This window comes from Sphingorhabdus sp. (assembly GCF_044357595.1).
GTDB lineage: Bacteria > Pseudomonadota > Alphaproteobacteria > Sphingomonadales > Sphingomonadaceae > Sphingorhabdus_B.
In genome coordinates this window covers 37,100-52,637 of sequence record NZ_JBIKPH010000003.1, presented here as the reverse complement: position 1 = coordinate 52,637, position 15,538 = coordinate 37,100, and the positions used below count along the sequence as shown (strand labels likewise).

Here is a 15,538-nt window from a genome sequence, read left to right as displayed (position 1 = left end):
TATGGGGAATGCCATGTCGGCCAATATTGCTGAACTGGAAGCACGTCGCGCGGCGTCGAAATTGGGTGGTGGGCAAAAGCGTATCGATGCGCAGCACGCCAAGGGACGCCTGACCGCTCGGGAACGGCTTGATATCCTGCTCGATGAAGGCAGCTTCGAAGAGCTTGACGCGTATGTCACGCATAATTGCGCGGATTTCGGCATGGCCGATCAAAAGATACCTGGCGACGGCGTTGTCACCGGTAGCGGCACGATCAATGGCCGTTTGGTTTATGTTTACAGTCAGGATTTTACTGTATTTGGTGGTTCGCTATCCGAAGCGCATGCAATGAAAATCTGCAAAGTCCTTGATAATGCCATGAAGGTCGGCGCCCCAGTCATCGGACTGAACGACAGCGGCGGTGCGCGTATTCAAGAGGGCGTTGCCTCGCTGGGCGGCTATGCCGAAGTGTTCCAACGCAACGTCTTGGCGAGCGGTGTTGTCCCGCAAATCAGCCTGATCATGGGTCCTTGCGCTGGTGGCGCGGTGTATAGCCCGGCAATAACCGACTTCATCTTCATGGTGAAGGACAGCTCCTATATGTTTGTCACTGGCCCTGATGTGGTCAAAACGGTGACCAACGAAGTGGTGACGCAGGAGGAACTTGGCGGCGCAATATCGCACACGACGAAGTCGGGCGTTGCCGACAATGCGTTCGAAAATGACATTGAGGCGCTTCTTTCGGTTCGCGACTTCTTTGATTATTTGCCCGAGAATAACCGTGCTGGTGTGCCAGAGCGCCCAACGGAAGACGTGTGGGACCGCATTGAGCCCAGCCTTGATACGCTTATCCCGCCAAGCGCCAACCAGCCTTATGATATGCACGAGCTGATCCGCAAAACGGTCGATGAGGCCGATTTCTTCGAGGTGCAGCCAACACACGCGGCAAATATTATCATTGGCTTTGGCCGTATTGAAGGCCGCACAGTTGGTATCGTGGCCAATCAGCCGATGGTGTTGGCGGGTGTACTTGATATCAACAGCTCAAAGAAAGCCGCACGTTTTGTGCGCTTCTGCGACGCGTTCGAAATTCCGATCATAAGCTTCGTCGACGTTCCCGGATTTTTGCCAGGCACCGCGCAGGAATATGGTGGCATCATCAAACATGGCGCCAAACTGCTGTTTGCTTATGCCGAAGCGACTGTGCCTAAAATCACCGTCATTACCCGTAAGGCCTATGGCGGCGCTTATGACGTCATGGCGTCAAAGCATCTGCGCGGTGACCTCAACTACGCATGGCCAACTGCTGAAATCGCAGTGATGGGCGCAAAGGGTGCGGTTGAAATTATCTTCCGTGGACTTGGACCCGAAGAAATCGCTGAGAAGACCAAGGAATATGAAGACCGCTTTGCCAACCCATTTGTCGCGGCGAGCAAGGGTTTCATCGACGAGGTGATCTCCCCGCACTCAACGCGCAAGCGGATTGCGCTGGGTTTACGGAAATTGCGAAACAAGGATTTGGAAAACCCTTGGAAGAAGCATGATAATATTCCGTTGTGAGGATGTAGTATGAAACTCGGTCGTCTCAACCATATCGGCGTTGCAACGCCTTCCATAGCTGACAGCATCGTCTTTTACCGCGACGTGATGGGCGCGGTGAAAATCCATGAACCGTTCGACTTGCCTGACCAAGGCGTTAAGGTGTGTTTTGTTGATACACCCAGCGCGGATGGCGCGATGAATGGAACACAGATAGAGCTTATCGAGCCTTTGCCGGGGAATGCCTCCATCGCGGCATTTCTTGAAAAGAACCCAGCAGGTGGGCAGCATCATATGTGTTACGAGGTGCCTGATATTCACGCCGCAAAGGCGGAGTTTGAAAAGATGGGCAAGCGGGTGCTAGGCGAACCACGAATTGGCGCGCATGGGACGCTCATATTCTTTGTGCATCCCAAGGATATGCAAGGTGTTTTGACCGAGATTATGGAGGTGGGTGTTAAAGCGCACTGACCGCGCATTAACCCCCATCGTCCTGCTGAACGTGTTTCACCTGTGGTCACTGATGTTTCAGCATCCATGATGCCACTCGGACCGATGAGGTGGGTGGTAAAATGGACCCTGAACCGAGTTCAGGGTGACGGAATAATGAATGGAAGTTTTTATGACCAATATCGACCAGTGGAAAAAAGCGGCTGAAAAAGAGGTCAAGGGCAAGGACCTGACGTGGCACACGCCAGAGGGCATTGCCGTAAAACCGCTATACACGGCTGAGGATTCAGCGGACCCTGGTCTTCCAGGCTTTGCGCCGTTCACACGCGGCGTGCGCGCATCCATGTATGCTGGCCGGCCATGGACGATCCGGCAATATGCGGGTTTTTCGACGGCTGAGGAATCGAACGCTTTCTATCGCCGTAATCTCGCCGCTGGGCAAAAGGGTCTGTCGGTAGCGTTCGATCTTGCAACGCACCGTGGCTATGACAGTGACCATCCCCGCGTTGTTGGCGATGTTGGCAAGGCCGGCGTCGCGATTGACTCGGTGGAGGATATGAAAATCCTCTTCGACGGCATTCCGCTCGACCAAATGTCGGTCTCGATGACGATGAACGGCGCGGTCATTCCGATTCTCGCTTTCTTCATTGTTGCCGGTGAAGAGCAGGGCGTTGCTCAAGAGCAACTCGACGGTACGATCCAGAACGATATCCTTAAAGAGTTCATGGTCCGCAATACCTATATTTATCCGCCTGAGCATTCGATGCGTATTGTGTCGGACATCATCGCCTACACCAGCGCGCATATGCCCAAGTTCAACAGCATCTCGATCTCGGGCTATCATATGCATGAGGCTGGCGCGACAGCAGTGCAGGAGCTTGCGTTCACCATCGCTGACGGCAAGGAATATGTGCAGCGCGCCATGGCCTCAGGGCTTGATATTGATGCCTTTGCGGGACGGCTGTCGTTCTTCTTTGGCATCGGCATGAATTTCTTCATGGAAGTGTCGAAACTGCGTGCCGCGCGAACATTGTGGCACCGTGTGATGGATGAGCTTGGCGCACAAGACGAGCGATCCAAAATGCTGCGCACGCATTGCCAGACTTCGGGGGTGTCGTTGCAGGAGCAAGATCCCTATAACAACGTGATCCGCACAACAATCGAGGCGCTGGCGGCTACCTTGGGCGGGACGCAGTCATTGCACACCAATGCCTTGGATGAGGCTATAGCCCTTCCAACGGAGTTCTCGGCGCGTATTGCACGCAACACGCAAATTGTGCTGACCGAAGAAACCGGCATTACAAAGGTCGTCGATCCTTTGGGCGGAAGCTATTATGTCGAAGCCCTAACTGCCGAGCTTGTGGATCAGGCGTGGAAGATTATCGGCGAGGTAGATGAACTGGGCGGCATGACCAAAGCTGTCGCCTCCGGCATGCCCAAGCGCCTCATTGAAGAAGCGGCTGCTGCGCGTCAGGCGCGGGTGGACAAGGGCGAGGATGTCATCGTTGGCGTCAATAAATATAAGCTGGCAACCGAAGAGCAACTCGACACGCTGGAAGTCGATAATGATTTCGTTCGTCAGGGGCAGATTGTGCGCCTTGCCGCGACCCGCGCCGCGCGTAATGAGGCCGCGTGTCAGGCGACGCTGAAAGCACTGACCGAAGGCGCAAAAGGTGGCGCAAACCTCTTGGCGCTTGCTGTCGATGCGGCCCGCGCACGCGCCACGCTTGGTGAAATTTCCGACGCGATGGAACTCGTGTTTGGGCGCTATGCGACCACCCCAGTGCCCGTTCAGGGCATCTACGGAAGTGCCCATGAGTTTGATAAACGCTGGGCGCAAGTCATTGATGGCGTTGCTTCGGTTGAACGCCGCTTGGGCCGTAAGCCGAAATTGCTTGTCGCAAAAATGGGGCAGGATGGCCACGACCGTGGGGCCAACGTTATCGCCTCGGCTTTCTCGGACATGGGTTTTGACGTTATAAGCGGTCCCTTGTTCCAAACCCCCGAAGAAACCGTTGTGCTTGCCCTGCAACATGACGTTGATGCTGTTGGCGCATCCAGCCTTGCCGCTGGGCACAAGACATTGATCCCCGAACTCGTCAAGGGCCTGCGCGAAGCAGGAAGGGGTGATATCAAGGTGATAGCTGGCGGCGTAATCCCGCCGCAAGATTATGATTTTCTGCGCGAAGCGGGCGTTCAGGGTATTTATGGCCCCGGAAGCAATGTGGTTGAATGCGCAGCTGATGTTTTGACGCTATTGGGTCATAATATGCCGCCTTTGGGAGATATCGCGTGACCGTTCGTACCGACTGGACCCGTCCAGAAATAGCCGCGTTATTTGACCTATCTTTCGACGAATTGGTTTACCAGGCCGCAACCGTTCACCGTGCAAACCATGCGGCGGGACAAATCCAGCTTTGCACATTGCTGTCTATCAAAACCGGCGGCTGCCCTGAAGATTGCGGCTATTGCAGCCAATCCGTAAAGGCCGATAGCGGCGTCGAAGCGACCAAGTTGATGGATGTTCAAGCGGTGTTGCAAAAGGCTGCTGAGGCGGCAGATGCTGGCTCACGCCGTTTCTGCATGGGCGCTGCGTGGCGGAACCCGAAAGACCGCGATATGCCAGCGATTGTTCAGATTGTTCAGGGCGTGCGTGCCATGGGCATGGAAACCTGCATGACTTTGGGGATGCTCACGCCGAGCCAAGCCGATATGTTGGCGGATGCAGGCTTGGATTATTACAACCATAACATCGACACCTCGCCAGAGCGCTATAACGAGATCATTACCACGCGGACGATGGAAGACAGACTCGACACGTTGGCCGAGGTCCGCCGTGCGGGCATAAACGTTTGCAGCGGCGGGATTGTCGGCATGGGCGAAACCCGCGCTGACCGGGTGGGCTTTATTCACACGCTGGCGACCCTGCCGCACCATCCCGAAAGCGTGCCGGTTAACGCTTTGGTGCCCGTGAAGGGCACTGTGCTGGGCGACATGCTTGCCGATACGCCGTTGGCGAAAATCGACGATATTGAATTCGTCCGCACAATTGCCGTGGCACGTATTACGATGCCAATGAGCATGGTGCGGTTAAGTGCTGGGCGCGAAAGCATGTCCGAAGCAACACAAGCCTTGTGCTTCATGGCAGGCGCGAACAGCATCTTCACGGGTGACAAGCTGCTGACTGCAGCCAATGCTGGCGACGATAAGGACGCGGCGATGCTGGCGAAACTGGGGCTGGTGCCAATGGAGGCCGAGGAGCCTCTTAGGGCGTGCAAGGCGTTGGAGCCGGCAGAGTGAGTATTGCTTCCGCATTGTTGCCGGAGATTTCGAGCGCCGATACGCAGCAACTTCCCAAAGCGTATGTGATGGCCGAAATTGAAGTTGTCGATGCTGGCACATATGAAGGCTATAAGTCAGCGGCGGCGCCTATCGCAGCGCAGTATGGCGGTCGATACATCGTCAGAGGTGGAGAGATACATCTTGCTGAGGGCGATGCCCCAAGCGGCAGGGTGGTGGTGCTAGAGTTCGCAAATTTGACAGCGACCCAATCATTTTTGAATTCCGATGAATATCGCTCGGTTGCCGAAATACGGCATAAGGCAGCAAAATCTAGAATTATGATTGTCGAAGGGATCATTCCTTAATGTTCAAAAAAATCCTAATCGCAAACCGTGGTGAAATTGCTTGCCGCATTATCAAGACTGCGCGCCGCATGGGTATTGCGACGGTCGCGGTCTATTCCGATGCGGATGCGCGCGCACCGTTTGTGCAAATGGCCGACGAGGCAGTGCATATTGGGCCGTCACCTGCTGCACAGTCCTATCTGATTGCTGATAAGATCATCGCTGCGTGCAAACAGACCGGCGCTGAGGCTGTCCATCCTGGCTATGGCTTCCTGTCGGAACGCACCAGCTTTGCCGAGGCACTTGCCAAGGAAAATATCGCTTTCATCGGACCACCTATAAACGCCATTGCCGCGATGGGTGATAAGATCGAGTCCAAGAAACTGGCCTTAAAAGCAGGCGTTAACGTTGTTCCCGGCTTTGTCGGCGAGATTGACGACACCGAACATGCGGTTAGGATTTCTGCTGAGATCGGCTATCCCGTCATGATGAAAGCTTCCGCCGGCGGCGGCGGCAAGGGAATGCGGCTTGCATATAATGAGCAAGATGTGCGCGAAGGTTTTGAGGCCACTAAACGGGAAGGGCTGAATTCATTCGGTGACGACCGCGTGTTTATAGAGAAGTTCATCCTCAACCCGCGCCATATTGAAATCCAGATTTTGGGTGATCAACACGGCAACATCTTGTATTTAAACGAGCGCGAATGTTCCATTCAGCGCCGGCATCAAAAGGTTGTGGAGGAGGCGCCTTCGCCTTTCGTCACGCCCAAGATGCGTAAAGCGATGGGTGAGCAATGCGTGGCGCTGTCACGCGCTGTGGGCTATTATTCCGCCGGCACGGTTGAGTTGATCGTCTCAGGTGCAGACCCAAGCGGTGAAAGCTTCTACTTTCTCGAAATGAACACGCGTTTGCAGGTTGAGCATCCTGTGACAGAATGCATCACTGGCATCGATCTTGTGGAACAAATGATCCGCGTCGCTGCTGGTGAGAAGCTTGCGATGACGCAGGAAGACATCAAAATCGACGGATGGGCCATCGAAAATCGTGTTTATGCGGAAGACCCCTATCGCGGGTTTTTACCAAGCACGGGCAGGCTCACCCGGTATAGGCCACCCGTTGAAGGTTGGACAGACGATGGAGCCGAGAATGGCCGCCGCGGCTTTGATGGCATCCGTGTAGACGACGGTGTCTATGACGGCGGCGAAGTTAGCATGTTCTACGACCCCATGATTGCCAAGCTCATCACCTGGGGACAAACCCGTGACGAAGCCGCCGACCTGCAAATAGCAGCGCTTGATCGTTTCGAGATTGAAGGGCTGGGCCACAATATTGATTTCGTTAGCGCCATTATGCAGCATCCGCGCTTCCGATCGGGGGAACTCACCACCGGTTTCATTGCGGAAGAATATCCCGATGGCTTCCAAGGTGCGGCATCCTCGGCTGAACTGGTTAAGTCATTGGCCGCTATTGCTGGGTTTGTGGCCACAGCAGAAGCAGATCGCGCGCGTTATGTTGATGGGCAATTGGGCGACACTTTGCCGCCGCCATCACGTTGGCAAGTTAAGATTGCCGATGCCGTGCATGATATCGAAATGATTGATGGCGAAATGCACGTTGACGGCGCGTTGTTTGAACTTTCGATGGAATATGACCCCGGCGACCGGATCATTGAAGCGGAAGTTGACGGCGATGAACTCGCTGTCAAAATTACCAAAACCCGCAATGGTTTTAATCTGAGCACCCGCGGCGCAAAGCATGTCGCCCGCGTGTTGCCAGGTCATATTGCGCATCTCGCTGCCCACATGATCGAAAAGATCCCTCCGGATTTGTCCAAGTTCCTCATTTGCCCGATGCCAGGCTTGCTTACGACGTTGCATGTCGGCGAAGGGGACATTGTCGAAGCCGGCCAACCGCTCGCCGTGGTCGAAGCAATGAAAATGGAAAACATTTTGCGTGCCGAGAAAACGGGAACGGTGAAGCTGGTGAATGCTAAGGCCGGAGATAGCCTGGCGGTAGACGCAGTAATTCTGGAGATGGAGTAAGGCGGAACTTCCTAACCCAAAATGGCAACCGCCCTTATCCATCCGGCACTTGCGCGCTCAATTTTTACGGGAAAGCATGAGAGCGTAAATCCAAATGGTGGCAGGGCCTCCAAATTTGTCAGTTTCTCAATCTGGTAATAAGGCTGGCCTTATGTCCTTCCCAGATGATCGATGGATCGCGCTTTTCGGCCCAACGCTTTGCGGTGTGACTAAAGGGTGCATCCCAACTCCATGCGTCTGCGCCTACAACCTGAACCCCGCGTTCCGTGAGGTACAATGTCGCTTCAGCGCCCATGCCGACGCCTTGGTCCGTGAAATAATCAGTCCCGTATAAAGCGCCGGACTGTACCAATACGATATCACGCGGTTGAAGGGTGTAGCTGATCCGCTTTAACTCTGCCTCAACCTCCGCCGCGCCTATGACGTGGCCAGCGGGCATTTTAGAAAAATCCAACTTCACAGCAGGCGCGAAAAATAGATCTAGCGGTGCTTCGTCAATCGACGGGGCAGGGGTCGCCTCCCTGTTAGTGGTTGAATGAAAATGCCACGGCGCATCCATGTGCGTCCCATTGTGCGTGGACAGGGTTAGGCTCTCCACCGCCAAGCCTTCGCCATCTGGAAGGTCCTCTTTGGTCAGCCCTGGGAAGAACATCGCGATTTGCTCCCACGTGTTTTCATGGGTCATGTAAGTGATTTGCGGCCGCATCACGGGCGGATCGGACACCACGTCGTTGGTAATAGGGATTGAGAGGTCTATAAATTGCGGCATGAAGGGTCTCCTCCCGACATAGGCTAATGCCGCTTGTGGATAAGCGCAACAAGCCGCTTGAACGCTTTAACATTGGCATTAAGACACACATAGAGCGTTTATAGGGGAATATCATGGCCATTGCCGCCGATACCGAAGTCACACTTGATCCGCAGCGCGATCGCCTTGTTATCACGGCATCATCGCTTGGTACTGTGTTCGAATGGTATGATTTCTTCGTATACGGTATATTGGCAGCGTTGATCGGGAAGCTGTTTTTTCCCGCCGATAACCCTACCGCTGCGACATTGGCGTCGCTTGCAATTTTTGGTGCAGGTTTCGGCGTGCGGCCGTTCGGCGCGATACTGTTTGGATATTTCGGCGACAAGATTGGCAGGAAATATACGTTTCTTGTCACAATCACCCTGATGGGCGTTGCCACCGCAGCAATCGGTTTGCTTCCAACCTTTGAAACTGCTGGTGTCTGGGCGGCAGGGTTGCTCTTGCTCATGCGCTGCCTTCAGGGACTGGCGCTTGGTGGGGAATATGGCGGTGCTGCAATCTATGTCGCCGAACATGCGCCTGATGGCAAACGGGGGCAGTATACTAGCTGGATTCAGGCATCGGTTGCGGGCGGTTTTCTACTCGCAGTTATTGTCGTGCTGATCACGCGGCAGTCTATGAGTACGGAGGCGTTTGAAGCTTGGGGTTGGCGTGTGCCGTTTCTGACATCGATTGGCCTGCTGGCGGTTTCTCTCTACATGCGGCTCAAGCTATCGGAGAGCCCGGTTTTCAAGGCCATGAAGGCCGCTGGAACCACTTCCAAAAACCCGTTTTTGGAAAGCTTCCAATATCCAGGCAATATTGGTCGCCTCTTCGTCGCTTTGTTTGGTGTAGCTGCTGGTTTGACCGTCATTTATTACACCTCACAATTCGGCACCTTATACTTCCTCACGGGGACCGCCCGGGTTCCGGAAACGGATGCGCTGCTGTATATGGCTGTGGGCGCTGCCTTGGCTGCGCCAACCTATGTGGCTTGTGGCTGGCTGTCAGATAAATGGGGCAGGAAACGTCTCCTTCTCCTCGGTTATGGCCTATCGATTGTGGGTGTATTTCCGATTTTCTGGATGATGGCGGATGCAGCCAACCCAGCGCTTGCGCGGGCCACAGCGAGCAACCCTGTTACCTTGTCGATGCCCGAATGTGATTTCAATGTCCTCAATCGTGTGCATGAAAGTGAATGCGGGCAGGCGCTAAACTTTCTAACGAAGCGCGGCATTGCTTACAGCAAGCAGGCCGGAGCGACTGTATCCCTGAATGTCGGAAACACTCAGTTGCAAGGTTTTGACGAAAAGGCGTATGTCGCGGCATTAGAAAAGGCGGGCTATCCCGATAAGCCCGACCCTGCGCAACGTCAGCCATGGAAAATCATACTGGCGGTGTTCCTGATGGTAGCCTTGTCGGGGATGACCTATGGCCAGGTCGCCGCGATCCTTGTGGAAATGTTTCCGGCGAAAATCAGATACACCTCCATGTCGATACCCTATCATATTGGCGCAGGCTATTTTGGCGGGTTCTTGCCCTATATCTCTCAGTATATCGTGGCGCAGACGGGGCAACCATTCTCTGGGCTTTGGTATACCGTAGGGGTTACCGCTTTGGCGTTTGTTGTTGCGTTGATCTGGCTGCCGGAAACTTCGGGAAAGACCAAGCTGGATTGACAGGCAAAGGGGCAGGGGCGAGAGGCGGTTAATGACGGATTTTGATTCTCCCTTGCGCCTAACCCTTGACGGATCTGCGTTGGTTTCCAACTGGCGGGCGCTCGATCAACGCAGCGGCGCTGCTCGTGCCGGAGCTGCTGTTAAGGCGGACGCTTATGGCCTTGGTGCGCGTGAAGTCATTGCGCGGTTGCGTGATGCAGGGTGCCGCGACTTTTTCGTTGCCCATTGGGGCGAAGCAGAAGCGATTGCAGATCTCATTCCACCCGAATGGATAGCAGTCCTGAACGGCATATCATCACCGGATGTCCGAGGCGCGCGCGCTTTGGGCGCTATCCCAGTTTTGAACACAGTTGAACAAGTGGCGTTGTGGCGCACATCAGGCGGGGGGCGATGCCATGTCATGTGCGATAGCGGCATTAACCGCTTGGGACTGGAGCCAGAGCAACTCACGGCCGCAGTAGTTCAGGACGTTGAGGTTGATTTGCTGCTGTCGCATTTAGCTTCAGCCGATGCAGACGTGGCGCAGAACAGCGCACAGCTTTCGAGCTTTCAGTCTGTTATCACCACCGTCAACGCCAAACGGCGTAGCTTGGCTAACAGCGCTGGCATCATGCTGGGCGATGACTATCATTTTGACCTAACCCGCCCAGGGCTTAGCCTTTACGGCGGGATCGCACGCGCGGAAATGGCAGCCTTCATCAAACCGGTGGTCGCGCTTTCGGCAAGGCTGCTTCAGGTGCGTGATGTTCCAGCGGGAACACCGATTGGGTATAATGCGACACATATCTGCACGTCGAATACGCGTGTGGGCACGATTTCGATTGGCTATGCCGATGGCTATTTGCGGGATTTTTCCGGCAAGGGAAATGCCCGTGTCAGTGGACACAAAGTCCCTGTTATTGGCCGCGTGTCGATGGACTTGGTCACGTTGGACCTAACTGCGACTCCCGACATAGGCGAAGGCGATTGGGTAGAGTTAGATTATGATCTGATATCTACATCCGCCCTAACTGGGCTGTCGCAATATGAACTGCTGACCAATCTTGGTTCAAGGTTCGCGCGCGTATGGCTTTAAATAATCGGTTAGTTTTCAGTCAGCCTCCCACGATTGGTCAGCACGCATAAAGACTTAAAAAAAAAGGGCGCCACAATGGACGCCCTTTTCTATCTGTTGAACACTAATCCTTAGAAATCAGCATTGATCCCAACGAAGAAGTTACGGCCGAAGCTGTCGAATGGATCGCCACCGGCGGTGCCAAGCAGGCCGAGTGGTGGCTGGGTGTCGAGGAGGTTGTTTACGCCAGCATAGAAACGGAAATCAGTCCCTACGTCAAATCCAAAGCGGATGTCGTGATACAAGACATCTGGGTAGTAGATCTGTGGGAATGCGTCCACGTTGGCTGGAGCCAGCTTCACAATGTTACCAAGCACAGCGTCACAAGTTCCACCGCCGGGGCCAGTGAGGCCTTTGAACGTTCCCGTTAAAGGACACTGGCCAAAATAGCTGTTTTGTGTTTCATAAGAACCGATCGTCTGTTTGCCGATGTAACGCGCGGCGTACAGTAGGTCGAAATCGCCGAAATCATACCCAAGCGAGAAGCTCGCCGACAATGACGGGTCACCAAGTTCGCTTCTCTGACGGTTCGGCGCCACCGGATTGGTTGGGTCGGTGTAGTTGTCTAGTGTCAACACCCGAGTGGCAATCAAACGCGCTGTGATACGATCCCCATTGTCAAAAGTTTTGCGATAGGCGAGGTCGAAGTCGATACCCTTTGTTTTTTGAGCTGCAAAGTTAACCCCGCCAGAAATAACTGCAGGTTCAACAAAAAGACCAGTTGCCGGATCCCGCTGCACGGTGGCGCAGAACGGGTTGTTTATTCCAGATGCATTGCCGTAGCAAAGACTGATGATTGATTGCGCGCTGAGCGAGGCGATTAGGTCCTCAACTTTGATCTTGTAATAATCAACAGTCAAGCTGAGCCCAGGAATGAAGCTCGGCTCAATTACGAAACCAAGCGTCAGGCTCTTGCCCTTCTCTTCGATCAAAGTGGGGTTTCCACCCGATAAGAAGCCCGTAGAAGCCGTGCGCGCCGTGCAGTTAATGAATGAAGCTCCCAAAGCAACGGGAAATGCAGTCGAAGCGCAGGCAGCGACCAATGCCGCGTTTGCCGTGGTAGGCACGCCAGCTGCAAGGCAGTTCGCTGCTGTTGCGCTCCCCGGCGAGACCGAATCGCATGGATCACTAATGAACGCGAAGTTTTCAGATGCTGTCGAGAACAAATCGCCCTGCCCTGGCGCACGTACCGAAGTGGCGTACGCGGCGCGGAAGCGGATGTCCTCGATTGGCGCATAAACACCCTGAATATTGTACGCATAAACCGTACCAGTTGCTGTGTTGTAATCTGAAACGCGTCCGGCAAAGTTTACCGACAGTTCCTTAGCGAAGCGAACATCCTTCAACAACGGAACCTGAACTTCGCCATAAGCTTCTTTTACGGTGAATGCTGGTGGACGGAAGTCCTGAAGTGCGTTTAGGAAGGTCGCGCCGCTTGATGTCAATTCATCATAATCGATGCTTGCTTTTTCCTCACGGTATTCAGCACCGAAAGCAAAGGCAATTGGACCGCCTGGCATTTCAAACACCTGCGAAAGATCACCACCGACAAATGCCGATGCAACGAACTGACTTGCAAACTCGTCTGTACGGCCCTCAGTATTGATGAAGTCAAGCGCACGCGGATCGGCGCGCCCCTGACCAAATACGTTGATTGGAATACAGGCCGCGTTGACGTTGGTGACGGCATTGACGCGACAAATAACCCGCTGGCCAGCAGCGTTTGTTACAAAGTTTGTACCCGTGAAGCCGGCAGGAGCAACAACCGCGTCAACCGCAAGGTTGAACCCGTCATAATTTTCGCCATCCTGCGTAAAAATAACGAGGTTGTTTGTATTGAAGCCTACAGCCTTGAACCGGCCGTAGTTAGCGGCAAGTTCGTAGTTCCAGTCATCATTAAACGTGCCTTCAATACCTGCAACTGCACGGTAAGTTTCGCGCGTACCTTCAAAACGACGACCGCCGAGGTCGATGTTAAAGCGTGCCAGTGGGAATGTACCCGTCGCCAAAGTAGCACAGCGACCATTTGCCTGAAGAAGCGCGATGTTCTGTGCAGTCAAGAAACCGTTGCTGCAACTAAATGCAGGACCGCCAAGTGTGCCAGGTACGCTTGTAAAAAAGCTAGGCTGCCCTTCACCTGAAACTTCAGTGCGAACATATTTTGCTTCAATGAACGGCTTGAAAGCGTCAGACACGTCATAATGCGCCAAAAGGTTGACCGCATAACGGTCAACAGCAGCCAAAAGGCTTCCAGTGTTACGCAGGGTAGAGCCGAAACCACCTTGAGTGTTACCGGACCCAACGCCAGCAAAGTTTTGCGTTGGAGTATCAATAAATAGATCACCGAAGTCATTGAAACGGAGGAATTTTCCAGCGTTTACGCCTGTTGTAAAACCGGAGACCGTGCCTCCGTCCGAGAGCGAACCATTTTTGATGCCGCATAGGAAAGAGTTATCGGGAATACCGTCAGTAGCGCTGTAGCCAACTTCGCCACCAGCTGTGCCCTGAAGGTCAGTCTGCTGGAACTGGCAGCGGCCGGATGCCGCTCCAGTCAATCGATCGCGTTGATTGAAATAAAGCGGCTGCTGACGCGAATATTCCGCCGCTACCGCAACATTACCACGGCCATCTGCAAAATTCTGCCCAGCAACACCGCTGACAAAATATGATCCGCGGTCACCACGCGAAGAAATGCCGCCTTGTGAGCGCACCGTAATGCCGTCATAGTCACGCTTCATTATGAAGTTAACAACACCTGCAACAGCATCCGAGCCGTAAATAGCCGAATTACCGCCGGTGACGATATCAATGCGCTCAACCAGGTCGGTTGGTATCGTGTTGACGTCAAAACCATTATCACCTGGTGTCGATGTGACGTGACGGCGGCCGTTGACGAGAACCAGCGTCCGGTCTGTACCAAGCCCACGAAGGTCGAGAAGGCTGAGACCGGCGGTGCCGATAAAGCGGCTAGAGTTGCCGGAGCTAAAGGTCGAACGCAGCGACGGAAGATCGTTCAAAGCGTCACCAAGCGAAAGTTCACCGGTGCCGGTCAGATCTTCAATGGTTACCGAAGTCAATGGAACGGCGGACTGCAATGTTGGACGTGCAATACGTGAACCAGTTACCAGAATGGGTTGGGCAGTGCCTTCCTCTTCGGCTTCCACATCATCGGCTTCGTCTTCATTGGCTTTCGCCTCATCAGCCTGCGCGACCTGTGCATATGACGGCACGGCACTGAACAATGCGAGACTGATGGCAGACCCAGCAATCAAAAAACCTGACTTCTTCATGAAACGCTCCCGACCTATGAATGTTAATATTCTATTAATATTTGCTTAAAGCGTATAGCTTCGCAATGCGCAATAGTTTGAATTTAAAAATGTCCAATTCCTGTCACAATGTTGCAGTGAAGCAACACCGGTACATGGACTGTATGTTCTGAATGATATCAATATAATCCATATCCTTACGCAGAGGAATAATGATAATGTACCCAAAAACAGCCTTTGAAAATTGAGGCACAAAAAATATGGCCGAGGCAGCGCTTTGAACCTTTTGTCGCTTAGAAAGCTTGATGCAAGACCGCTGTGTCGTTCATTTTATAAGAAATGCGTTTCTTTAAATAGGATTACGAACAGCGCTTGAACCTTACCCTCATGCGCGCCTTCACGCGCCAATGTTGCAGTGCACTATAACTTGGTGCTAGTAGTGACAGAGTATTCGGGGAAGGATCAACTATGGCACGTGCAGCCAGCAGAAACGGTGATGGCCCAATCATCATTAAAAAGTACGCAAATCGGCGGCTTTATAATACCCATACGTCCAAATATATCACGCTCGATTTCCTCGCAGAACTGACGCGCAAGGATATTGATTTTAAGGTCGTTGATGCAAAATCCAACGAAGATATAACCCACGGCGTCCTTACGCAGATCATTATGGATGAGGAAAATAACGGACAGCAGATGCTTCCAGTAGGTTTTCTTAAGCAGCTTATCGCGATGTATGGGGATTCCATGCAGGGAATGGTGCCGCAATTTCTCGAAACCTCGATGGATAATTTCCGCAAAAACCAAAGACAGGTCCAGGACGTTATTGAAACCGCCATCACGTCAGGTCCTTTTGGCCATCTGGCAAAACAGAACATCGAATTCCTGCGGACAGCGCGCGAGGCGCTTATGCCTAATTTGGGCAATTTAACCGGCAAGAAAAGCGAGCACGAGGACAGCATTGCGGACCTTAAGCAACAAATCGCTGCACTGCAGGCCAAGATCGACAAAATGGCGACTGACAAAGCTTTATAACCTCACATATATTT

10 protein-coding genes and 1 pseudogene are annotated in these 15,538 nt (G+C 53.4%); 9 read left to right on the top strand and 2 right to left on the bottom strand.

All coding sequences use genetic code 11. The features are described 5' to 3' along the window. Positions 1-13 precede the first annotated feature (13 nt). The 6 genes from ACIQ2T_RS01150 to ACIQ2T_RS01125 all read left to right on the top strand — a co-directional run bounded on the left by ACIQ2T_RS01150 (position 14) and on the right by ACIQ2T_RS01125 (position 7,637). The gene (locus ACIQ2T_RS01150) at positions 14-1,540 is read left to right on the top strand and encodes an acyl-CoA carboxylase subunit beta (RefSeq protein ID WP_397589212.1); all 1,527 of its coding nucleotides are present in this window, start codon (positions 14-16) and stop codon (positions 1,538-1,540) included. 9 nt (positions 1,541-1,549) lie between these two features. Continuing rightward, positions 1,550-1,990, top strand: coding sequence for a methylmalonyl-CoA epimerase (gene mce / locus ACIQ2T_RS01145; protein WP_397589211.1), 441 nt, complete (start codon positions 1,550-1,552; stop codon positions 1,988-1,990). Between the two features lie 151 nt (positions 1,991-2,141). Beyond that, complete coding sequence (gene scpA, locus ACIQ2T_RS01140; RefSeq protein WP_397589210.1) at positions 2,142-4,265, top strand: methylmalonyl-CoA mutase; 2,124 nt, start codon at positions 2,142-2,144, stop codon at positions 4,263-4,265. Next, positions 4,262-5,269, top strand: coding sequence for a biotin synthase BioB (gene bioB, locus ACIQ2T_RS01135; RefSeq protein WP_300035817.1), 1,008 nt, complete (start codon positions 4,262-4,264; stop codon positions 5,267-5,269). The genes scpA and bioB overlap by 4 nt, the downstream gene beginning before the upstream one ends. Then, entirely contained in the window at positions 5,266-5,616 is a 351-nt protein-coding gene (locus tag ACIQ2T_RS01130) for a DUF1330 domain-containing protein (RefSeq protein ID WP_397589209.1), read from the top strand. The genes bioB and ACIQ2T_RS01130 overlap by 4 nt, the downstream gene beginning before the upstream one ends. Continuing rightward, entirely contained in the window at positions 5,616-7,637 is a 2,022-nt protein-coding gene (locus ACIQ2T_RS01125; protein WP_397589208.1) for a biotin carboxylase N-terminal domain-containing protein, read from the top strand. The genes ACIQ2T_RS01130 and ACIQ2T_RS01125 overlap by 1 nt, the downstream gene beginning before the upstream one ends. Before the next feature lie 11 nt (positions 7,638-7,648). On the opposite strand, the pseudogene ACIQ2T_RS01120 reads toward ACIQ2T_RS01125, so the two are convergent. Further along, positions 7,649-8,406: pseudogene (locus tag ACIQ2T_RS01120) on the bottom strand (cyclase family protein). A gap of 113 nt (positions 8,407-8,519) precedes the next feature. Between ACIQ2T_RS01120 and ACIQ2T_RS01115 the strand changes: the two are divergent. Both ACIQ2T_RS01115 and alr read left to right on the top strand, forming a co-directional pair. Continuing rightward, the gene (locus tag ACIQ2T_RS01115; protein WP_397589207.1) at positions 8,520-10,106 is read left to right on the top strand and encodes an MFS transporter; all 1,587 of its coding nucleotides are present in this window, start codon (positions 8,520-8,522) and stop codon (positions 10,104-10,106) included. Positions 10,107-10,137: 31 nt separating this feature from the next. After that, complete coding sequence (gene alr, locus ACIQ2T_RS01110) at positions 10,138-11,181, top strand: alanine racemase (protein ID WP_397589206.1); 1,044 nt, start codon at positions 10,138-10,140, stop codon at positions 11,179-11,181. 110 nt (positions 11,182-11,291) lie between these two features. Here the strand turns inward: alr and ACIQ2T_RS01105 are convergent, their stop codons facing one another. After that, a complete protein-coding gene (locus ACIQ2T_RS01105) occupies positions 11,292-14,510 on the bottom strand; it encodes a TonB-dependent receptor domain-containing protein (protein WP_397589205.1) in 3,219 nt (1,072 codons plus the stop codon). 447 nt (positions 14,511-14,957) lie between these two features. Here ACIQ2T_RS01105 and phaR point away from each other — a divergent pair, with 447 nt between their 5' ends. After that, complete coding sequence (gene phaR, locus ACIQ2T_RS01100) at positions 14,958-15,524, top strand: polyhydroxyalkanoate synthesis repressor PhaR (protein ID WP_397589204.1); 567 nt, start codon at positions 14,958-14,960, stop codon at positions 15,522-15,524. Positions 15,525-15,538 lie beyond the last annotated feature (14 nt).

Excerpts from the sequence above, each read along its gene's own strand:
- ACIQ2T_RS01150 (WP_397589212.1), top strand. The coding sequence starts at position 14 with ATGTCGGCCAATATTGCTGAACTGGAAGCACGTCGCGCGGCGTCGAAA.
- mce (WP_397589211.1), top strand. The coding sequence starts at position 1,550 with ATGAAACTCGGTCGTCTCAACCATATCGGCGTTGCAACGCCTTCCATA.
- scpA (WP_397589210.1), top strand. The coding sequence starts at position 2,142 with ATGACCAATATCGACCAGTGGAAAAAAGCGGCTGAAAAAGAGGTCAAG.
- ACIQ2T_RS01125 (WP_397589208.1), top strand. The coding sequence starts at position 5,616 with ATGTTCAAAAAAATCCTAATCGCAAACCGTGGTGAAATTGCTTGCCGC.
- ACIQ2T_RS01115 (WP_397589207.1), top strand. The coding sequence starts at position 8,520 with ATGGCCATTGCCGCCGATACCGAAGTCACACTTGATCCGCAGCGCGAT.
- alr (WP_397589206.1), top strand. The coding sequence starts at position 10,138 with ATGACGGATTTTGATTCTCCCTTGCGCCTAACCCTTGACGGATCTGCG.
- ACIQ2T_RS01105 (WP_397589205.1), bottom strand. The coding sequence starts at position 14,510 with ATGAAGAAGTCAGGTTTTTTGATTGCTGGGTCTGCCATCAGTCTCGCA.
- phaR (WP_397589204.1), top strand. The coding sequence starts at position 14,958 with ATGGCACGTGCAGCCAGCAGAAACGGTGATGGCCCAATCATCATTAAA.